This window comes from Arthrobacter sp. lap29, from assembly GCF_032458965.1.
GTDB lineage: Bacteria > Actinomycetota > Actinomycetes > Actinomycetales > Micrococcaceae > Specibacter > Specibacter psychrochitiniphilus.
The window spans coordinates 375,676-395,756 of sequence record NZ_JAUCEK010000003.1 but is presented as its reverse complement, the minus strand read 5'-3'; the positions used below and the strand labels follow the sequence as shown (position 1 = coordinate 395,756).

At 62.1% G+C, this 20,081-nt stretch carries 18 protein-coding genes, 1 tRNA gene and 1 riboswitch; of the genes, 13 read left to right on the top strand and 6 right to left on the bottom strand.

The genetic code is table 11. The features are described 5' to 3' along the window. Positions 1-594 precede the first annotated feature (594 nt). Both RY113_RS07345 and RY113_RS07340 read right to left on the bottom strand, forming a co-directional pair. A complete protein-coding gene (locus RY113_RS07345) occupies positions 595-1,869 on the bottom strand; it encodes an MFS transporter (RefSeq protein WP_315914056.1) in 1,275 nt (424 codons plus the stop codon). Further along, positions 1,870-2,370 (bottom strand): MarR family winged helix-turn-helix transcriptional regulator, encoded by a 501-nt coding sequence (locus RY113_RS07340; RefSeq protein ID WP_110105034.1) that lies wholly within the window; start codon positions 2,368-2,370, stop codon positions 1,870-1,872. A 220-nt stretch (positions 2,371-2,590) separates the two neighbouring features. Then, positions 2,591-2,794, top strand: a riboswitch (cyclic di-AMP (ydaO/yuaA leader). 3 nt (positions 2,795-2,797) lie between these two features. On the opposite strand from RY113_RS07340, the gene RY113_RS07335 reads away from it, so the two are divergent. Together RY113_RS07335 and RY113_RS07330 are read left to right on the top strand one after the other, a co-directional pair. Beyond that, positions 2,798-3,502, top strand: a complete 705-nt coding sequence (locus RY113_RS07335; protein ID WP_315914055.1) for a transglycosylase — start codon at positions 2,798-2,800, stop codon at positions 3,500-3,502. Next, the gene (locus tag RY113_RS07330; RefSeq protein ID WP_315914054.1) at positions 3,469-4,260 is read left to right on the top strand and encodes an SUMF1/EgtB/PvdO family nonheme iron enzyme; all 792 of its coding nucleotides are present in this window, start codon (positions 3,469-3,471) and stop codon (positions 4,258-4,260) included. The genes RY113_RS07335 and RY113_RS07330 overlap by 34 nt, the downstream gene beginning before the upstream one ends. A 55-nt stretch (positions 4,261-4,315) precedes the next feature. Here RY113_RS07330 and upp read toward each other — a convergent pair whose 3' ends face one another. Beyond that, positions 4,316-4,954, bottom strand: coding sequence for a uracil phosphoribosyltransferase (upp, locus tag RY113_RS07325; RefSeq protein WP_315914053.1), 639 nt, complete (start codon positions 4,952-4,954; stop codon positions 4,316-4,318). Between the two features lie 22 nt (positions 4,955-4,976). Here upp and tadA point away from each other — a divergent pair, with 22 nt between their 5' ends. Further along, entirely contained in the window at positions 4,977-5,471 is a 495-nt protein-coding gene (gene tadA / locus RY113_RS07320; RefSeq protein WP_315914052.1) for a tRNA adenosine(34) deaminase TadA, read from the top strand. Positions 5,472-5,521: 50 nt separating this feature from the next. Here tadA and RY113_RS07315 read toward each other — a convergent pair whose 3' ends face one another. Both RY113_RS07315 and RY113_RS07310 read right to left on the bottom strand, forming a co-directional pair. Further along, entirely contained in the window at positions 5,522-5,980 is a 459-nt protein-coding gene (locus RY113_RS07315) for a hypothetical protein (RefSeq protein ID WP_245932055.1), read from the bottom strand. A 10-nt stretch (positions 5,981-5,990) separates the two neighbouring features. Further along, on the bottom strand, positions 5,991-7,163 hold the full coding sequence (locus RY113_RS07310; RefSeq protein ID WP_315914051.1) for a DNA glycosylase AlkZ-like family protein: 1,173 nt from the start codon (positions 7,161-7,163) through the stop codon (positions 5,991-5,993). A gap of 68 nt (positions 7,164-7,231) precedes the next feature. On the opposite strand from RY113_RS07310, the gene RY113_RS07305 reads away from it, so the two are divergent. The 8 genes from RY113_RS07305 (at position 7,232) to RY113_RS07270 (ending at position 13,443) form a co-directional block, all read left to right on the top strand. Continuing rightward, positions 7,232-7,321 (top strand) — tRNA-Ser (locus tag RY113_RS07305). A 371-nt stretch (positions 7,322-7,692) separates the two neighbouring features. Next, the gene (locus tag RY113_RS07300) at positions 7,693-8,133 is read left to right on the top strand and encodes a hypothetical protein (RefSeq protein WP_315914050.1); all 441 of its coding nucleotides are present in this window, start codon (positions 7,693-7,695) and stop codon (positions 8,131-8,133) included. A gap of 171 nt (positions 8,134-8,304) precedes the next feature. Further along, entirely contained in the window at positions 8,305-8,445 is a 141-nt protein-coding gene (locus RY113_RS07295; RefSeq protein WP_170120888.1) for a hypothetical protein, read from the top strand. 194 nt (positions 8,446-8,639) lie between these two features. Further along, positions 8,640-9,389, top strand: coding sequence for a response regulator transcription factor (locus RY113_RS07290; protein WP_315914049.1), 750 nt, complete (start codon positions 8,640-8,642; stop codon positions 9,387-9,389). Next, a complete protein-coding gene (locus tag RY113_RS07285) occupies positions 9,383-11,041 on the top strand; it encodes a HAMP domain-containing sensor histidine kinase (protein ID WP_315914048.1) in 1,659 nt (552 codons plus the stop codon). Before RY113_RS07290 ends, RY113_RS07285 begins: the two co-directional genes overlap by 7 nt. A 49-nt stretch (positions 11,042-11,090) precedes the next feature. Continuing rightward, entirely contained in the window at positions 11,091-11,738 is a 648-nt protein-coding gene (locus RY113_RS07280) for a hypothetical protein (protein WP_315914047.1), read from the top strand. Between the two features lie 75 nt (positions 11,739-11,813). Beyond that, positions 11,814-12,527, top strand: a complete 714-nt coding sequence (locus RY113_RS07275; RefSeq protein ID WP_315914046.1) for a YcnI family protein — start codon at positions 11,814-11,816, stop codon at positions 12,525-12,527. Positions 12,528-12,753: 226 nt separating this feature from the next. After that, the gene (locus RY113_RS07270) at positions 12,754-13,443 is read left to right on the top strand and encodes a DUF4232 domain-containing protein (RefSeq protein ID WP_315914045.1); all 690 of its coding nucleotides are present in this window, start codon (positions 12,754-12,756) and stop codon (positions 13,441-13,443) included. A gap of 7 nt (positions 13,444-13,450) precedes the next feature. Here RY113_RS07270 and RY113_RS07265 read toward each other — a convergent pair whose 3' ends face one another. After that, entirely contained in the window at positions 13,451-14,020 is a 570-nt protein-coding gene (locus RY113_RS07265; protein ID WP_110105042.1) for a hypothetical protein, read from the bottom strand. Positions 14,021-14,265: 245 nt separating this feature from the next. Here RY113_RS07265 and RY113_RS07260 point away from each other — a divergent pair, with 245 nt between their 5' ends. Beyond that, positions 14,266-19,251, top strand: a complete 4,986-nt coding sequence (locus RY113_RS07260; protein ID WP_315914044.1) for a DNA glycosylase AlkZ-like family protein — start codon at positions 14,266-14,268, stop codon at positions 19,249-19,251. Continuing rightward, on the top strand, positions 19,244-20,053 hold the full coding sequence (locus RY113_RS07255) for a DNA-formamidopyrimidine glycosylase family protein (RefSeq protein WP_315914043.1): 810 nt from the start codon (positions 19,244-19,246) through the stop codon (positions 20,051-20,053). The genes RY113_RS07260 and RY113_RS07255 overlap by 8 nt, the downstream gene beginning before the upstream one ends. Positions 20,054-20,081: the final 28 nt, after the last annotated feature.

Sequence of the window (20,081 nt, the reverse complement as noted above, 5' to 3'; positions counted from 1 at the left end):
TTCTGCCCCTACAGAACCGAAAAGCCCTGTCTCCAGAGCCGACCCAAGGGCAAGGCTAGCTGCACGTACCTAACGCGTGGTGCGCTGGGATGGCTGCCAGGAATGTGAGCTAGGACTGCATTCGACAACCACGCGTAAACCGTCCGGTCGATCCGAGGCGGGCAGTTGCTGCGGCTGCAGAATTTACTGAGTGGGTGTTCACACTTGCCAGTGTCCTACGTAACAAAGGGAACTTGCAAGTAACATAGCCCCAAAGTGTCCACGATGTGAGATTGTGCTCTAATTTGTGATCAAGCCGATACTGTTGCTTTGCTCTCACTTTGTGGCCATATGACGCTTTGCGTCAAAGAAAATAACATTATTGAGTGCTTTGAGATCAATAAGTTCGAACAATATGCTCATTCGTATAAATTTATTCAGCGCGTTCAAAAGCATGGCTAAGATGCCCTCGGCAAGTTGGCCGGTCCGCCCAGCTTTCTCCCAGATTTTCACGCTAGGTAAACAGATGTTTACTTAGAGGACCCCGGGCGCTCACTGTTTACTTTTGCTGCTCGCTGATTGCTCCGGCTGATTGCTGATTGCCGATTGCTCTGGCTATCCCGCCGTGTGGCGCAGTCCCCGCACCATCCACGCAGGCCGCAAACTCTTGAATTGATCCCGCAGCCGCACATTATTGCGCCTGTTCATCAAGAACAGTGCGGCCAGGCCCGCCACGAACGCCACAACGGCCCCCATCCCCAGTGACCACCGGGCCCCAAACTCGGTGGCAATCCAACCAACAAGTGGTGCCCCAATGGGTGTCCCACCTTGAAGGACCACCATGTACACAGCAAGCACCCGGCCCCGCATGGCAGAATCGGTGGTCAATTGCACGGTGGTGTTGCAAGCGTTCATGAATGTTAATGAGGCCAGCCCCACGAGGATTAGAGCCAGCGCGTACAGGACGTAGCTCGGCATCAGGGCAGCTATGCCCACTGTGACACCGAAGGCCAAAGCACCGCCAACTATGTACATCATGCGCATGTTCTTTCGCCGGGCCGCCAGTAAGGCCGCACCCAGCGTGCCAATCGCCATGACGGAGCCGAGCAACCCGTACTCCCCTGGTCCCAAGTGGAACACGGTGGTGGCCATGAGTGCGTTGGTGATCTGGAAATTCATGCCAAAGGTGCCCACCAAAAATACTAGGACCATGATCATCAGAAGATCTGGCCGCTGCCGAATATAGACCAGTCCTTCGCGGATCTGCCCCTTGGCTCGGGGCACATGTACCGCGGGGACAAGTTCTGCGGTACGCATCCGCCACAAGGAAAAGATGACGGCGGCAAAGCTGGCGGCATTGATAAGAAAGGCGGGGCCCGTGCCCACCAGGGCAATGACCAGACCGGCAACGCCGGGGCCTGCCAGCCGAGCTAAGTTGAAGGAGGCACTGTTCAGCGCAACTGCGTTGGGTATGTCGTCCTTTCCAACTACCTCAGAGACGAAGGCCTGACGTGACGGTGCGTCAAAGGCACTGGCCACACCCAGAAGAAGTGCCAGTACATATACATGCCACAGTTGTACAGCCCCCGTAACAACCAACATTCCCAACAAAAACGCACAAAGTCCCATGGCTGTCTGTGTGATGAGCAGCAACTTGCGCTTGTTCACCCGGTCACCGAGCAGCCCGGCGTAGGGACCAAGGAAGACAATGGGCAGGAACTGTAGGCCCGTAGTGATGCCGGCAGCCGTTCCGGAATTGTGGGTCAAAACGGTCAGAACCAACCAGTCTTGGGCAACACGCTGCATCCACGTACCAATATTGGACACCAAAGCCCCTGTTACCCAGAGCCTATAGTTATGCACTTTCAGGGCGCGGAACATGGAGTTCATCTAGGCTTTCACCTCTTGCATGCCCATCTCTGGTGCGCTCATAGCTTGCAGAATCATTGAGGCCTCATGGAGCGTGGCCTGCTGTGCGGGAGTAAGCGCCGCTAGCCGCTGCGCCAGCCACGCAGTCCGCATGGACCGTGCCTGCAGCAGGGCCGCACTTCCAAGGCTGGTGATACTAATACGTACCTGACGTTTGTCCAGCGGGTTTTCCCCACGGCTCACAAAACCGGCCACCACCAGATCGTTGACGATCCTTGTCATGGACGGGGCCGCAATCTGTTCCCGGGCGGCCAGTTCTCCCACAGTGCGGGGCGCACCCATGAGTCCGGCAAGTACCGAATAGCGCCCGGGGCTAAGTTCCCCGGTGGCTGCCTCAGCCCGGATCCGCCTCGAAGTACGCATTACTGCCACGCGCAGTTCCGCGGCTAAGGGGCCAGTATCAGGGGTGTGGTCCAAAATGGTGCCGTCAGGGGCGGTATTGTGCTGGGAAGTCTTAGCCATCAGTGCTCATCTACCTCATTGCAAATCTGCCTAGTTAGAAACTAGTTTCATATATCCTCCTTGCAACTCTAGATCCTTAGCATTGCTAAGTAAATATTACGTGGCTCACCCGCTACAAAGGTCGTTACCATAATGTGACATAGGGTTCCGGTTCGGTTACGCTGGCAGAAGTGCCCGCTGAGCCACCATCGGCTCTTGGCATCAATGGACGGATCGCCGAGCTCTGCCCCCGCCCATTTCCCAACTTCTCCATGGCAGAGACGGGGGACCCATTATTTGCGGGCCTTCCTCACTTGGAAGCCCTTGGGGTTAAGCCAGTGCAATAACAGCCGATTATGAGCAGTGAAAGCTGCCACGGACCATTGCACGGCCGGATTCTCTAGTCCGTTCCCGACAGCTCACCTCGCAGGCGTAGAGAGGCTCCTCCATGTCTTCAACCCCCCAGCGCGGCCGTCGCCGCGCCGAGCCTGCCAGCCGCCGCCGCCCCTCGGTCCTGCGCACCTCGGCCTTCGCCACTGCCACCAAGTGCGTGGCAGCCGCATCGCTCGTAGGTGTACTTGTTGCGGCAGGCTCGGTGGCCTCGCATTCATCTAGTGATGATGCCGCGGCGAGCTCCATTGGCAGCTTGGCGTCAACCGTAGATCAGGGCGCCCCTGCCATCTCCGCTCCTACCGACGCAGCTATCAGCTTCTCCGGAATCACTGTCAGCTCAAAGCCCTCCCCCACGTCCGGCCCTATCGCCGCCGCTGTCAAAGCCGAAGCGGAAGCGGTCAAGCCGGTGGCGAAAGAGACACCCGCCCCGCCAGCCCGTGCCGGCGCCGTGGATGACCCCGCTGCAGCTCGGGCCTTCGCCTCAACCCAGCTGGCATCCTTCGGCTGGGGAGCAGATCAGATGAGCTGCCTGAGCCAGTTGTGGCAGCGCGAGTCCGAATGGCTCACCTCCGCCGAAAACGCCTCCAGCGGTGCCTTTGGGATCGCGCAGTCGCTGCCTGCCAACAAGATGGACAGCGCAGGAAGTGATTGGTCCACAAATTATGAAACTCAGATTCGCTGGGGAATGGGCTACATCCAGGACCGGTACGGTTCACCCTGCGGCGCTTGGGGCCACTCCGAATCCGTGGGCTGGTACTAATCCTGCACACGCTGGAGATTCCTGGCGGCACCATCACCTTACGTAATGCCCGCTCCGGGACACACCGCGAGGTGGCCCTGGCGCCCTTCACTCTGGGCCGCACGCAGATCACCCAAGCCCAGTGGCACAAGGTGATGGAGCATAGCGGGACCCCGTCAACCGCCGTCGGGCTTCCACAGCATGGGCTCACCTGGTTTCAGGCCGTGGACTTTTGCAATGCAGCCTCGGTGCAAGACGGCTTCACCCCGGCCTATGAAATCTGCGGGCGCAGCGTCGAGTGGGACGTGGCAGCACAAGGATACCGCCTGCCCACCGAGGCGGAATGGGAGTGGGCCGCGCGTGGCGGGACGCTCTCCGCGGTGTACGGCGAGTTGGCCCAGATTGCGTGGACTGCCCTGGACGCGGTTGAGGGGCCGCAACCAGTCGCCGGCAAAAAACCCAATAACTACGGCCTGTTTGACATGATCGGCAACGCTTGGGAGTGGTGCTGGGACTACGCGGACACGGCCCGCTACGGCGAGTACAGGAGCCTGCGCGGCGCCGGTTGGGATGATCCGCCGTGGAGTGCCCGGGCCTCGGTCCGCCGGGGCAGCGCCCCGGATGCGGTCCTTGAGGATGTGGGATTCCGGGTAGCGCGCGGGCCCGTGGGCGCACCGGGCTCATGTCTAGCGCAGGGCTGGTCCGCAGCCGCAGACAAAGAACGTGCGGCCATCACTGGCCCGCGCCCTGTGGGCTGGACACCGCTAAAATCCCGCTAGTGTCCCTCCAGCCCGTCCTCTCACACAGCCGTGAGCCGCATGCTAACGGCGAGAGTTAGTCCACCACGCCGTAGAGGCGGTCGCCGGCGTCGCCCAAGCCCGGCACAATGTAGGAGTTCTCATCGAGACCCTCATCAATGGATGCAAGCACAACGTGGACGTTGTCACGCCCGCCATGAGCGGCTTCCAGCTTCGCCAGACCTTCCGGCGCTGCGAGCAGGCAGATGCAGGTGATGTCCGCGGCGCCGCGGTCAAAGAGGAACTTGAACGCCTCAATCAAGGTGCCGCCGGTGGCCAGCATGGGATCCAGCACGTACACCTGACGGCCGGTCAGGTCCTCGGGCAGGCGTTCTGCGTAGGTAATGGCCTCGAGGGTTTCCTCATTGCGTGCCATGCCCAGGAAGCCTACTTCGGCGGTGGGCAGCAGGCGGGTCATGCCTTCAAGCATCCCCAACCCGGCGCGCAAAATCGGGACAACCAGTGGTGTGGGCTTGACCAGTCCAGTGCCCACGGCGGAGGTCACCGGTGTCTGAATATTGACCGGCTCCACCCGCACTCCGCGGGTCGCCTCGTAAGCCAACAAAGTCACCAATTCCTCGGTGAGCTGGCGGAAAACAGGTGACGGTGTGGTCTTGTCCCGCAGGACCGTCAACTTGTGGGCAATAAGCGGATGGTCCGCAACGAATACGCGCATGAATAAAAGCTACCATTGAGCCGTGCCCAACACCTCTGATTTCTACCCAATAGAGACAACCACCACGGCTTTGCATGATGGTTGGATGGGTCTTGCCCTTGACCAAGCACAGTTGGCCCTTGCCACGGCGGATGTGCCCATTGGCGCCGTAGTGCTTGGACCGGACGGGGAAATCCTTGGCGTGGGCCGCAATGAGCGTGAAGCCCACGGCGATCCCACGGCGCATGCGGAGGTAGTGGCGATCCGGGCGGCCGCCGCAAAGTTGGGTGAGTGGCGGCTGGCCGGCTGCACCCTGGTAGTCACGTTGGAGCCCTGCACCATGTGCGCCGGTGCCATAGTTCTGGCCCGGATTCCACGCGTGGTTTTTGGCGCGTGGGATGAGAAGGCCGGCGCTGCAGGGTCGGTCTTTGATGTGCTGCGTGAGCGCCGGCTCAACCACTGGGTGGAGGTATTCCCCGGTGTGCGCGCGGACGAATGCGCGGCACTGTTAAGGGACTTCTTTAGTAGCCACCGCTAGTAGCCTGCGGCCTCAGTGGCAACCCCCAGAAAATGGTTCAGTGGCTGCTCTTAGGGCTCGATGGTAAGCGTCTGCGAGGGCAGCACACAGGAAGCCCTGTGGATTTCTGCTGCGCCATGGCCCACCCTATTGTTCCGCCCCGTGTCATCGCACCAGTCCAGGTTATAAGGGAAGGCAGCCACAGATCCTGTGCCGGGGACGGCAGATTCGGGGAGGGTCACGGCGGTACTGAACCCGCCGGCGTCGTTCATGGGAGCCAGGGTGTCCACAATCTTTACACCGGAGCCATCCATGACTTCGAGCTGGATTTGCGCGGTGTCACCATAGCGAGGGTTGCATGTGGCATCATCGGCACTGATGGTGAAAGACTCTCCGGGGCGGGCAGCATCGGCGCTGAGCGAGAACGAGGGCGGCATGCAGCCGTCGCCCCCAAAGGTTCCGACCGGCTGGCCGCAGCCCGTTCCTGACAGGAGCAGCACTGCCGCCACAATTCCTGCTGCTTTTCGCATCACGGCCGCCTTACCGTTGCCCGGCCGCCGCGTTGAGTGCGTCGATGCGTTTTTGCCGGCTCGCGGGCGAGTCCAGGCTGAAGGAGCGGAAATCTCCCAGGTCTTCGCGGATGAATTCCTCCACCTCGGCTATGCGTTGGCTCACGGGGGCGCTCGGTGGTTCGAAGAGCCAGTGGGCAATTCTCTGCCCGCCTGGATCGTACTGCCACAGCCCTATGATCCGCCCGCGGTCCACGATGGGGTGATCCGGCAGATCGGCCTGCAGGGCAACTTTTGTTTTCAGGAGCGCACGGTCCCCGTCATCACCGGCAAAGTGCTCCACTGCGTTCCGGCGCAGCAGGAAGAGGGAATCAGAGCCAGCCAGCAACTGGATTTGCTCCTCTGGCGGGAGGGTGAAATCTTCGGCTGCCTGAACATCCCGTGGCAGCATCCACAGCCCCTCATGTTCTACTGCGTCCACAGCTTCCAGCGCCGCCTTTGTTTGCGCCACGGTGAAGGCTGTGAACCACTGGGTTTGCTTCAGCGTTGCCCCGCCGGTCCACCCCAAGTACTTCTCCATGAGCATGGCGCGCGCATCCTCTCCCGATTCATGGACAGGGCTCAGATCCCATGCAGTGTAGGCGTAGCGCTGCTGATCGAGCCTGCCGTTGACGGGTACGCAGCGAATGCGGCCATCAGCTTGCAGCAGCCCGAGCACTGTGGGCAGCGTGGTCGCTACACCCTTCTTCTTACCGGCATCGCCGAGGCTGCGCACCGCCTCACCCAACTGTTCCTTGAGCTGTTTCGGATCAAGCGGGCCGTTGGCGTCTCTTAGTATTTCCAGGGTCTGCGCCTCCAGCGCGGCCACTTCTCCACGTTCGACGCCGAGCTTGTCCAACACTTTCACCGTTGCCTCAGCGGCGCCCCGGCCAAGCGACAACGCCCACGGAAAATCGTCCTCGCCCAGCACATAGGTGCAGCCGCGCGCCGTCGGAAGTTCATGGATGCGCAGGGCCGCAACGTCGGCATCAGCTTGTTCCCGGCGAATGCCAGCACGGGCGAACAAGGTCAGGTAAGGGTTGGCGCCGCCCACGGAGCGGGCCCAGCCCGCCAGGCTCAACACCGTGGCGGCGTCGCTGCCGGCCAGTGACCCGTCAAGGCCTTGTTTGTGCCAGCTCCAAGCACGTCGCGTTGCGCTGTCCATGGCACCATTGTGCACCCTGGGCCCATGATTTTTGTTGTAGCGCTTTGACCCGGTAAGGTTGAGCCGTTGGTGACGTGTCCGAGCGGCCGAAGGTGCAACACTCGAAATGTTGTTTAGGTGAGAGCCTAACGTGGGTTCAAATCCCACCGTCACCGCCAATGAAAACCCCCGGGAAACCGGGGGTTTTCGTCATTTTTAGGGATTATCAGGTGCGTTTTCGGTGCAGATTGCGCTTGCCTGCCATCGAATCTCACGCAAGGTCCCCGCAAGCTGTGACTGCGCTCCTCTTCTCGCCAGGTTCGACGCTGAAGCCGGAATGATTACCGCCCCGTTCGCGCCTATCTTGCTGCGCAGGGAGTCTGTCTCCAGTGCGGAGGTGGAGAGCCTCACCCCCAGCGCCAGCAAAGTGGCTCTCGCGGAGATAAGCCGGTCAAAGTCCGACAACGCACGGCTCGTGGTCGCAAACGTTCGTGTCATAACCGCGACCATCTCGCGCTCATACCAGTTAGATTAGGACTCGATCATCGCGATGTACGATGCACTGCTGCGGGACACTACTCCTGAATACACAGGCCATTGGCGCAATGAACAGGTTTGGGTTGGCAGCGGCAGCATCTCCCGCCACGCTGCGACATTTGTGCCGCATCACCACACTCGGATCCCCAGCCTTATGGCGGACGTTCTCGCCTTCGCCCAGCGCGCTGACGCCTATTTCCGCGCGCTGACCGAGTACCGGGCTGGGAACACAAATGCCATCATCACAGCCGTGGCTAAGACGTCCTTTGCTGCAGCACAGAACGGCCGCCAGCTGGTCGATGACATCCAGGCGGCAGTTGCCCGTTGGGACCATCAGGTCATCGCCCTAAGCGACTCCTCGGTGCACCGGATCAAGCAGTACCTGCTCCGCCAACCGCATCTAGCAGGCGCCGGAGATCCTCGGCGCACTCGATGCTGTCGGCGCACTGGCTAGGCGCCGCACAGGGAACTGGGCGGCGTTTGGGCCTTTCAGGCGGCCGTTGGTAGATTGGAAGGGTCACCGCTATTGCCGGTGGAATATTTTTAGTTGCCTGCAAAGCACCTGCGGCAACACAGCCGCCGATCCCGGTCTACGCCCCTTGGGCCTTCAAACAAAGGAATGTCATTGAGCACCCAAACGCAAAACAAGTCCTCAGCAAGCGCGCAGGAACAGGACAACGGCAGCCGGTCCGGAGCTGTGATCGGAGCCGTCACCGTCTTCATCGGCATCGCCGGCTTCTTCGGGCTGATCTGGTTCGGTCTCTAACCCTAAAAGATTTCCACAAGAGCCCCCGGCACCGGCTGGGGGCTCTTGTGCGTTCTGTGTGCAACTAACGTTCCACTAAACGCCCCGGATAGACCGGAAGTTCCCGTCACCACGAATAAATACCACCCCGCTGACACATAGAAATCCCAGTAAACATCCAGCTACCGTCTGGTTCGATGCCCGAGAATGAAGGCATGGCCAACCCTTCATCAGAGACGCCCACACCACCGGCCGCCCTGCCCACGCTCACCCGCGCCGACGGCGAACCCATCCGCGCACTCGTGGTGGATGACGAACCAGAATTAGCGGATCTGATGCGCCGTGGCCTGGAAATCTCTGGCTGGGACGTGGCCACGGCCAATGACGGCTTTGCGGCGCTGAAGATCGCCCGCGACTTTGCCCCGGACGTGCTGGTTTTGGACATCATGATGCCGGGCATGGATGGGGTGGAATTATTGCAGCGGATGCGCACCATCTACCCGGAGGTCCCCGCCTTGTTTTTGACCGCCAAAGATGCCGTGGCAGATAAAGTGGCCGGTTTGCAGTCCGGCGGTGATGACTATGTCAGCAAACCTTTCAGCATGAAGGAAGTACTGCTGCGGCTGCACCGAATTGTTGCCCGTTCTGGCATCACGGCTGCGAACTTTGGGGTTCTAACCGTGGGAGATCTTTCCTTGAATAAGGACACTAAGGCAGTCCACCGCGCAGGGAGCGAGATCAACCTGACCGCAACGGAGTTCGAGCTACTGAAAATTCTGATGGAAACCCCCCGCCATGTGGTGAGCAAAGCCCGTATTTTAGACCGCGTCTGGAACTACGATTTCGGCGGCCAAAGCAACATTGTGGAGCTCTACATCTCCTACCTGCGCAAAAAGATTGACGCCCAGAACCCGCCCATGATTCACACAGTCAGGGGCTCAGGCTACGTGATCAAGCCATGTTGATCACAGGCACCAAGCCGTGGCAGGCCCTGCGCCCCTCCACCTGGCATCTAAGCACCCGGCTCGTTGCCGTCATGCTGGCTCTCCTGACGGTCATTTGTGCGCTGGTGGGCATGGTGAGCTATTCAACCCTGAGCATGACGGTGCGGAACCAGCTCGATTCTTCCCTGCAACAAGCGTCAGTGCGCACAGTTGCCTTTTATACAAGCCAAAACGGCGCCAACCCTCCCGATCCCCTCAACGCACGGGCAACCAGCGCTGGCCAGTTGAGCGCGGTCCTGAGCAGCGGCGTAGTGCATTATGCGGGTATCCTCTCCGGCACGGGCAGCCGACAACAATTAACCACCGCAGATGCTGACATTCTGGCCCAGCTCTCCCCCAACGGCGAGCAGCGCACCAAGAAACTCTCCATCGGCGGATACCTTTTGCAAGCTGAAGCTGTTCCCAATGGCGACGTCCTCATTACCGGGTTGCCACTCGCCGCCACCGAACAAACCCTCTCCGCCCTGGTGCTCTCCATTGTGCTGGTCTCTTTGGCAGGGCTGCTGGCGCTGGGGTGGGCCGGGACAACCATCATCCGGCGCAACATGCGCCCCCTGGCGCAGCTTTCGGACACCGCAACCCAAGTCTCTACGCTCAGGCTCGACGCCGGAGAGGTCGCCCTAAGTGCCCGGGTCCCGGCCGCGGCGGCTAGTCCTGGGACAGAAGTAGGCAATGTGGGGTACGCCTTCAATGCCATGTTGGACAACGTGTCCCACGCCTTACAGGCACGTCAACACAGTGAGACTAAGTTGCGCCGTTTTGTGGCCGACGCCAGCCATGAATTACGCACGCCCCTGACAGCGATCCGCGGCTACGCCGAACTGCTGTCCATGACCGAGCAACTGAGCCCCGACGGACAAATCTCCTTGGACCGCGTGCAGGTTCAGTCAGTGCGAATGAGCCGGCTTGTGGAAGATTTACTGACACTTGCCCGGCTGGACGAGGCCCGCTCAGCGGGCGGGCCAAGGAACCCCGGACAACAAATACCTGCAGTGTCCGTAGATTTAGGGCCGCTGACTCTGGAGACCGTCCGCGATATTCAGGTGGCCACTCCTGGGCACCACTGGAGCTTTTCTGTTCCGGACCAACCGGTGAACGTGGCCTGCGAGGCCACCACTATGCGCCAGATACTTCTGAACCTTCTCTCCAATGCTGCCAAGCACACACCCGCAGGAACAGAGGTGCATATCGCCTTGTCCCAAGCTACCGACGGCTCGGCCCTTTTGGAAGTTTCTGACAATGGTCCCGGTATTGACCCCGAGTTCCAAAAAATCATTTTTGACAGGTTTTCCCGCGCCGATCAGGCCCGCACCGCAACATCTGGCAGTACCGGTTTGGGGCTGAGTATTGTGCGGGCAATGGCGCTCGCCCATGACGGCACCGTATCCATGGCCAGCACCCCTGGGCGCACCACGTTCACCGTCCGCCTGCCCGGCTCCTCCCCTATTCCTCCAGTACCCACTGTTCCCCCTGTTCCGCCCTTTCCGATGGTTCCCCCTTCCACGGCCCCCGAAGCAACAGCCTCGCGGGCGGAAAATTCCCGCCCTGAACTGTCCCGCCCCGGCGTGGCAACGTCAGATGGCGTACACGTTTGCGGCCCGACTTTACCCTGATCACTTCCCCTCGCTAAACTTCAGTGGTCAACCGATGGAAAGGAGCAAGGTGCCTCACGCTCCCTTCAGACTGCTCCGAACCACGGCGGTAGCTACCACCATCCTCGGTTTGGCAGCAGGGGCGCACCTCTTGGGCGGCGGCACACTCCCCGCTCCAGCGATCATGGTCGCCATCATGGCACTACATATTTTGTGCTCCACGATCGCCACCAAATTCCAAATCTCGCCCGCCACCATGGTGGCCTTGCTGGCGAGCAGCCAACTGGTTCTGCATCAGAGCTTTGAAACGCTCTCCCATGGCGCCCGTGCAGGTGTTGTCCCCGGAGCGCCGGCCATGAGCCACCACGGCATGTCCGCTGAGGAACACGCCTCCGCCATGATGGCCTCTTCCGTCCCGCTGGCAAGCTCTGGGATTGAGAACCTTAGCCACACAGTGCAAATGTCACCGTGGATGTGGGCGGCCCACATCGCTGCCACGCTCGCCGCGGCCGGCCTGCTCGCCTATGGTGAGAACGCTCTCTGGGCACTCGCGGGCTGGCTGCGCCCACTGTACCGCAGCGCCGCTGTTGTGCTTAAAATTCCGGCAAAACCAAGCCGGCCAGCCATCATGCCACGCCCGTTGCCCCGCCTGCCGTGGCGCAATCTGCGTGCCAACACCCGCCGTGGTCCACCTGCCGGAGTAGCAATTTTCGCCTAGCACCCTTCGAACTCGTCGCGGGGTGCCATTACCCCGTAATTTTTTGCGCACCCGCCCATTCGAAAGGCTTTCATCATGCGTTTTTCACGCACTCTCAAAATCACCCTCGCCGTTGGCGCCACCAGCACCTTGATGCTGTTGGGCCTGGGCAGCGCGTCTGCCCACGTGAGCGCCACTCCCACAGAAACCGCGGCCGGATCCTATTCACTGGTCACTTTTTCGGTGGGCCATGGCTGCGATGGCTCGCCAACCACCGCGCTGACCATCACCTTGCCCGATGAGTTGAACTCCGCCACCCCCACTGTCAACCCGAACTGGACCATCAGCACCACCAGCGAGAAGTTGGACACTCCGCGCACCTTGGCCAATGGCAGCAAGATCAGTGAACGCATGGCTTCCATCACCTACACAGCTAAAACCCCGCTGGTTGACCATGAGCGGGACACCTTCACCTTGTCCGTGCAGTTGCCTGATGCGGTGGGAACCACCCTGCACTTCCCCACACTGCAAAAGTGCGAGGTGGGACAAACCGATTGGAAGGAAATTCCGGCCGCCGGTGCGGACCATGACTCCGTGGACGCCCCTGCCCCCGAGCTGACCGTCACCGCGGCTGTGGCGGAGGGCGACGGGCACGGCGCCCCTGCCGCTGACGCCGCCCCCGGGGCTGCCGCGTCCGTTCAGAAGAGCGACGCCGGTACCGCCTGGCCCGCTTGGCTCGGCTTGGGTGCGGGGCTGGCCGGACTTGTTCTGGGCGGCTTGGCATTTTTGCGCACCAGCAAAAAGGCGTAACGAAATAACTCCGCCTGGCACCCCGCTGGCCACCCCACCCAGATGACTGGCGGGCTGCCGCAAACTATCACCATCTGCCAAGGTAAGTGAGCGCAGCCGTGAGAAGCATTTTTTGCTTTGTCACGGCTGCGCTGACACTCCGGATGGAGAAAATGTGCCAGCCCCGATCAAACCGCACACGGCGGGGCCAGTTGACTCATTAACCTTCGCGCGGAAAAGTAGGGGCATGACTTCCCCACAACGCACCCCCGTCCAGCAGTACTCGTGGGGAAAGCTGCTCACGGCAGCTTCCATGATCCTTCTAGGCAGTTCACTGGCTGCGTGTGGAGCGCAGAGTTCCGGGGACTCCACAGCCTCACCGCGCCCCAGCAGCGCTGCCACCACAGCCACCACGGCCAGCCCCAGCGCAGGTACACCATCCCCCACAGCTGGGCAGGCGCCGTCGTCCGCGGTATCGCCTACAAGCGCTGCCCCCATCACGCCCACAGACCAAGGTGTACCGCTGTGTCCCGCGTCCTCTTTGAGTGGCGCCCTGGATGACAGCGGCGGAGGCGCAGCTGGGCACATTTACATGACCCTGGTCCTCACAAACTCGTCAGCGGCACCATGTATTTTGGACGGTTACCCGGGAGTTTCCATGGTGGCAGCTGGCAGTACCACCCCAATCGGGGCACCAGCAGAACGTGACCCGCAGGCGCCATCGAAGGGGCCCATCACACTGGCTCCGGGAGACAGCGCCGGCGCCACCCTGCGCTACACCCAGGCTGGCAATTATCAGAACTGCCAGCGAGTGCAGGCAGAGTCAATTCTGGTGTATCCGCCCAGCGCCACGGACAGCCTTGCCATCTCCCGCACTTTGACGGCGTGCAGCAATGAAGACATCAAATTGCTGAGCATCGGCGCGTTCACGCAATAGCACGCAGCTACGGACGCAGGGCCTCGTTGGGGTCGAATTCTTCGAAGGACCCGATGAAGTCGGGCTCGCTGTCGGCCGATTCCCGGCGTCTTCCATGGCGCAAGATGTGCAGCCTGTTGGCCCCGACTGCCAAAATGGCGGTGCTCACCAGGTGCAGCGCGCCACCGATAATCTCTGCATGGATCACCGCTGTCAGCAAGCCCGCCAAAGCCACCCCTGCGCCCACTGTCATGAGCAGCCTGAACCGTTCAAAGTAGCCGTACACGGCAAGTGCGGCACCTAGCACCAGCCAGGGACCTGTGCCATTCAAAAATGGCAGCAACATACTTACGGCAACGGCTAGTGCAGTGCCACCTGCCAAGTACAAATAGTGGTTGCGCGGAGCAATCCACCAGGACGGGTGCTTCCACAGCCACAGAGCGCTCACTGCGCCAACAACAAGCATTCCCACGGCGAAGAATCCGGCGTCGGCCCCGTTGCCTTTATCGGTGACCATGCTGATGGCTCCGGAGAGCAAAAAGAGCAGTGCCATACCCAGCAAGGGGAACCAATTGTTGCCAATATGGCGTACCTTCATTGTCCCTGACCTCCTAGGTTCTCTCAAGTGGAGCATCAGCTGGCACGTTTGTAATGACGGACCGGCATCGGCACCCATTGCCGCTCCTACCGATAGATTACCGCGCGGCACCGACACTGCCGCACCACAAGTGCGCTCCCCGCCAAAATTTTGCCTAGGAATATCCTTTCCCTCATCCTTTGGCGCAATATGTCGGTGCCATGCGGCATGATGGAGCCGTGGATGTAAGAAGCCAAAAGCCGGTCATGAATCAATTCGCAGAACCAACCCGCGAATGGTTTTTGGGCGCGTTCAGCTCACCCACTCCGGCACAGGCCGGGGCCTGGGATGCGATATCCGGAGGAGCGCACACTCTCGTGGTGGCGCCCACTGGTTCCGGAAAGACGCTGGCCGCCTTTTTGTGGGCCCTGGACTCTCTGAGCACTGGCAAGCTGGGTGCGGGCACCGGTGCTGCAGGTGGCCGGGACGCGGACAATACGCAGGGCCCCCGCGGCACCAGCGTCCTGTATATTTCTCCCCTGAAGGCCTTGGGCGTGGACGTGGAAAGAAACTTGCGTGCACCGCTAATCGGCATTACGCAAACTGCCGCGCGGCTGGGTCTGGAAGCGCCCCACATCAGCGTTGGCGTGCGCTCCGGCGACACTCCCACCAGCGAGCGCCGCCGCCTCCTCAGCCATCCGCCGGACATCCTGATCACCACCCCGGAATCGCTCTATCTCATGCTGACCTCGAAGGCGCGAGAAACTCTCCGTGATGTCCACACCGTCATCATCGATGAGGTCCATGCCGTGGCTGGCAGCAAGCGCGGAGCCCACTTGGCAGTGTCCATGGAGCGCCTGGATGCTCTGTTGCAAAAACCCGCCCAGCGCATTGGTCTCTCCGCCACTGTCGAGCCGCATTCCACTGTGGCCCGCTTCTTGGGAGGTCAGGCCCCCGTGACCATCGTTGCCCCGGCCAGCACCAAGACCTGGAACTTGGCCGTCACGGTCCCGGTTGCCGATATGACCGAGTTGCCGGCGCTTACCGCGGGCCACGATCTCGGGCCCGCCTCCGGTCTGGCACCCAACGCCTCCATTTGGCCGCATGTGGAAGAGAAAATTGTGGACGCCGTCCTGGCAAAGAAATCCACCATCGTCTTTGCCAATTCCCGCCGCCTAGCCGAGCGCCTGACGGGCCGGCTCAATGAGATTTATGTGGAGCGCTGCGAGCTTGCCACGCTGGGTGGCGCCGCGTCAGGTGGCGCCGCGCCGGGTGGTGACGGGTCTGCCGCCGGCCTTTCCCCCGCGGACCCCTGGCGGACTGCGGAGTCCCCGGCCAGGCTGCCCGCCGAGATGATGGCACAGGCCGGGTCCGTGGCAGGGGCACCGAATGTGCTCGCCAAAGCCCACCACGGTTCGGTCTCCAAAGAGCAACGAGCCCTGATCGAGGACGATCTGAAATCGGGGCGGCTGCGGGCAGTGGTGGCCACCTCCAGCCTGGAGTTGGGGATTGATATGGGGGCTGTGGATTTGGTCATCCAGGTTGAATCCCCGCCGTCGGTAGCCAGCGGGCTGCAGCGGGTAGGACGCGCCGGGCATCAGGTGGGCGAGATTTCGCAGGGACTGCTGTTCCCCAAGCACCGAGCGGACTTGCTGCATTCGGCCGTCACCGTAGAGCGGATGCTTGCAGGGGAAATTGAACCGTTGTCCATCCCCGCCAACCCTCTGGATATCCTGGCGCAGCAAACGGTCGCGGCCACGGCGTTGGAGTCGGTGGATGTTGAGATCTGGTTTGAGACGGTGCGGCGCAGCGCGCCCTTTGCCGCCTTGCCCCGTTCAGCCTTCGACGCCACACTTGACCTGCTGGCCGGGCGGTACCCCTCCGATGAATTTGCAGAGCTGCGCCCGCGCATCATTTGGGACAGAACCGCCGGCACCATCACTGGCCGCCCCGGCGCCCAGCGGCTGGCCGTCACTTCCGGCGGCACCATCCCGGACAGGGGCCTGTTCGGCGTGTTCATTATCGGTTCGGAGGAGCCGGGGGCCGCTGGCTCCGCCAACAAGGGTGGGCGGAGAGTGGGCGAGCTCGACGAAGAGATGGTTTACGAATCCCGGGTGGGTGATGTGTTCGCGCTCGGTGCCACGAGCTGGAAGATCGAAGACATCACCTTTGACCGGGTACTTGTCTCCCCCGCCTTTGGCCAGCCCGGCAAGCTGCCCTTCTGGAAGGGCGATTCGCTGGGCCGGCCTGTGGAACTGGGCCGGGCACTAGGCGCCTTCATCCGCGAGGTCAGTGCCGCCCCACGCAAAAAGGCGCTGGCACGTTGCGAAGCGACGGGCCTGGATGAGTGGGCGGCCAACAACCTGCTTGGCTATCTGGAGGAACAAAAGGCGGCAACCTCCGCGGTGCCCGATGACAAAACGCTCATGGTGGAGCGCTTCCATGATGAGCTGGGCGATTGGCGCGTGGTCCTGCACAGCCCCTTCGGCATGCCCGTCCATGCCCCCTGGGCTCTGGCAGTGGCGGCCCGGCTGCACGAACGCTACGGCTTGGACGGCTCGGCCATGGCCTCCGATGACGGCATTGTGCTGCGCGTTCCCCTTATGGATGATGAGCCGCCCGGTGCGGAGCTGTTCCTTTTTGACCCCGAGGAATTAGACGCCATTGTGACGGCCGAGGTGGGTGGTTCCGCCCTTTTTGCCAGCCGTTTCCGTGAATGTGCGGCCCGCGCACTGCTGTTGCCCCGGCAGAATCCCGGTAAGCGTTCGCCCCTGTGGCAGCAGCGGCAGCGTTCAGCCCAGCTGCTGGATGTGGCCCGGAAGTACCCGCAGTTCCCGATCGTGCTGGAGACAGTGCGCGAATGCCTGCAGGACGTTTATGACCTGCCCGCGCTGAAGGGCATTGCCGCGGCCATTGAACGGCGTGAACTGCGGATCGTGGAAACCACCACAAGCCAGCCCTCGCCCTTTGCCCGGTCCCTACTGTTCGGCTATGTGGCCAGTTTCCTGTACGAGGGCGATTCCCCGCTGGCCGAACGCCGCGCCGCCGCCCTCTCCCTGGACCCTGCCCTGCTCGATGAATTGCTGGGCCGAGCCGAACTGCGTGAGCTCCTGGACCCCACCGTCATTACCCGCACTGAATCCGCCTTGCAGCGGCTCGCGGGCGCCGGCCCCGATCAAGACCGCCGCGTCCGTGGCCTTGAGGGGGTTGCGGATTTGTTGCGTCTGCTGGGCCCGCTCACTGTGGCCGAGATTGCTGCCCGGCTTCTTCCGGAAACGCCAGCTGTGTTGGAGCCCAGCCAGGACCTGCACGACGCCGGGAACCCACCCTCCGCCGCCGCCCCACCCAGTGCGCCTGCCCCGGCCAGTACTTCTGAGCTGGCCAGTTCTTCTGGGCTAGCCGGTACTTCTGAGCTGGCAACCGCTGCTGCCCATGCCGCCATGGCGAGCAGTTACGCGGAGGCGCTTGTCGTAGCAACCCGGGCGCTGCGCATCAACATGGCTGGGCAGGAGCGCTTCGCTGCCGTTGAAGATGCTGCGCGGCTCCGTGATGCCCTCGGCATCCCGCTGCCCATGGGCGTTCCGCTGGCGTTCATTGAACCTGTGGCGGATCCTCTGGGGGATCTGCTGGGCCGTTATGCCCGCACCCACGGCCCGTTCACCACGGCGGAAGCTGCAACGAGGCTGGGATTAGGTGTTGCGATCGTCCGTTCCGGGCTGGCCCGGCTGGCAGCGGATAGGAGGGTTACGGAAGGTGAGTTCCGCCCTGCCGAACTGACCCGTCCAGAGTCCAGCACTGCGTATCCGGAGGGTGGCACCGCGTATCCGGAGGGTGGCACTGAGTGGTGCGACGTTGCTGTATTGCGGCAGTTGCGCAGCCGCTCGCTCGCCGCATTGCGGGCCGAGGTGGAGCCGGTCAATGCTGCAGCATTTGCCAGGTTCCTGCCTACATGGCAGCATGTCACAGCAGCTTCCGGCACCCCCGCCCTGCGTGGTTTAGACGGGGTTCTGACGGTAGTGGACCAGTTGGCGGGGGTACCGATTCCGGCGTCGGCATGGGAACCCCTTGTGCTGGCCGCCCGGGTAGCCGACTATTCCCCCGCGATGCTCGATCAGCTCAGCGCAACCGGGGAAGTTCTGGTCTCCGGCGCCGGTTCCATAGGTTCCAATGACGGCTGGCTGAGCCTTCACGTGGCCGAGTCCGCTGAACTGACGCTGGCCCCACCTGCCGATTTGGAGCCCACGGACTTCCAGTCTGCGCTCTTGACGGCGTTGTCCAACGGTGGCGCCTACTTCTTCCACCAGCTGCGGGAAATGAGCGCCAACGGGCCGGATCTGGTGGCCTCCGATTCCGAGCTGACCGCCGCACTGTGGGACTTGTTCTGGTCCGGACGCATCAGCAATGACACCTTTGCCCCGGTCCGTGCCCTGCTCGCGGGCGGGCACACAGCGCATAAGCAGAAGCCACCGCCATCCCGGCTAAGACCAGGCCGGGCCGGACGGTATGCTCGGCCCGGCCTGGCCGGGGGCACCCCGCGCGGGGCGCCGCCCTTATCTGCAGGGCGTTGGAGCCTTTTACCCGGCGTTGGCACTGGCACTGAAGTGGGGGCGAGCGTCCAGATGGACAGTGCCCAGACCACCTTGCGCAGCCACGCACTCGCCGAGCTGTTCCTGGACAGGTACGGCGTGGTGACGCGCGGCTCCGTCGTGAACCAGGGAATCCCGGGCGGATTCGGGCTCATGTACAAGGTGTTGGCACGGCTGGAGGAAGGCGGCAAGTGCCGGCGCGGCTACTTCATCGAGCACTTGGGCGCAGCACAATTCGCCGTCTCTGCCACGGTGGATAGGCTGCGCAGCTTCAGCGAGGACGCAACCACAAATCCGCGTCCACCGCAGGCTCTTGCCCTGGCAGCCACCGATCCGGCAAACCCCTATGGTGCCGCACTTCCGTGGCCGCCGCTGGATTCCGGGCACCGGCCGGGGCGCAAGGCTGGCGCTCTGGTGGTCATGGTCGACGGCGTTTTGGTTCTGTATGTGGAGCGCGGCGGGCGGACGCTGTTGTGCTTCAGTGACAGGGAGCCAGGCCTTGCCCTCGCCGCGGCCGCACTGGTTCAGGTGGTCAGGCGAGGAGCCATCGATAAAATGGCCATTGAAAAGGTCAACGGGCTCGATGTTCTGGGCACCCCCCTGGCCGCGGCACTATTGGCCTCCGGCGCGTACGGCTCGCCCAAGGGGGTACGGATCCGTGCCTGAGGGAGATACCGTCTGGCGGCAGGCGCGGGATCTACGGAAAGTACTGGAGGGACAAGTACTTACGTCAAGTGACTTCAGGGTGCCCGCGTATGCAACCTTGGACCTCGCAGGGTCAACGCTCACCTCTGTGCAATCGCGTGGCAAACACCTGCTCATGTATGTGGCCGGACTAGTGATCCATTCCCATCTATCCATGGAAGGTCACTGGGATATTTACCCTGTTAGCGCCACTGGCCGGGCTGCGCGGTGGCGGCGGCCAGCCTTCACGGCCCGGGCTGTCCTCACCACGGCGCAGGCCACGGCGGTGGGGTTCTCCTTGGGCACGTTGGAAGTGCTGCCGGAAGCATTGGTCAGCGAGGCTGTTGGACACCTCGGTCCAGACCTTCTAGGAGCTGACTGGGATGCCGGATTGGCCTTGCACAACCTGTTGGACCGGCCGGAGAGGGCCGTGGGGCTGGCGTTGCTGGATCAGCGAAATCTTGCGGGGATTGGCAATGTTTACCGCAATGATCTGTGTTTTCTAGGTGGCGTTCATCCGGCGCGGCCTGTGAGCGAAGTGCCTAATTTGCCGCGCATGGTGGACCTTGCCAAGCGGCTGCTTGAAGCTAATAAGGACCGCTCGGGCCGTTCCACCACGGGCGGGCCGGCACGCGGTGAGGCAGCGGCGTGGGTCTACGGTTTGGCGGGAAAGCCGTGCAAAAGGTGCGGGGCCACCATCCGGTACGCCACCTTGGCAGATCCGGACTTCCCGGTGCGTGCTGCCCGGGACATTTACTGGTGCCCGCGCTGCCAGCCAGATTGAAAATGAATTGACGTCCGTTTGGACTTTT

Coding starts and splice junctions, on each gene's coding strand:
- RY113_RS07345 (WP_315914056.1), bottom strand. CDS start 1,869: ATGAACTCCATGTTCCGCGCCCTGAAAGTGCATAACTATAGGCTCTGG.
- RY113_RS07340 (WP_110105034.1), bottom strand. CDS start 2,370: ATGGCTAAGACTTCCCAGCACAATACCGCCCCTGACGGCACCATTTTG.
- RY113_RS07335 (WP_315914055.1), top strand. CDS start 2,798: ATGTCTTCAACCCCCCAGCGCGGCCGTCGCCGCGCCGAGCCTGCCAGC.
- upp (WP_315914053.1), bottom strand. CDS start 4,954: ATGCGCGTATTCGTTGCGGACCATCCGCTTATTGCCCACAAGTTGACG.
- RY113_RS07315 (WP_245932055.1), bottom strand. CDS start 5,980: ATGCGAAAAGCAGCAGGAATTGTGGCGGCAGTGCTGCTCCTGTCAGGA.
- RY113_RS07310 (WP_315914051.1), bottom strand. CDS start 7,163: ATGGACAGCGCAACGCGACGTGCTTGGAGCTGGCACAAACAAGGCCTT.
- RY113_RS07300 (WP_315914050.1), top strand. CDS start 7,693: ATGTACGATGCACTGCTGCGGGACACTACTCCTGAATACACAGGCCAT.
- RY113_RS07290 (WP_315914049.1), top strand. CDS start 8,640: ATGGCCAACCCTTCATCAGAGACGCCCACACCACCGGCCGCCCTGCCC.
- RY113_RS07285 (WP_315914048.1), top strand. CDS start 9,383: ATGTTGATCACAGGCACCAAGCCGTGGCAGGCCCTGCGCCCCTCCACC.
- RY113_RS07275 (WP_315914046.1), top strand. CDS start 11,814: ATGCGTTTTTCACGCACTCTCAAAATCACCCTCGCCGTTGGCGCCACC.
- RY113_RS07270 (WP_315914045.1), top strand. CDS start 12,754: ATGACTTCCCCACAACGCACCCCCGTCCAGCAGTACTCGTGGGGAAAG.
- RY113_RS07265 (WP_110105042.1), bottom strand. CDS start 14,020: ATGAAGGTACGCCATATTGGCAACAATTGGTTCCCCTTGCTGGGTATG.
- RY113_RS07260 (WP_315914044.1), top strand. CDS start 14,266: ATGAATCAATTCGCAGAACCAACCCGCGAATGGTTTTTGGGCGCGTTC.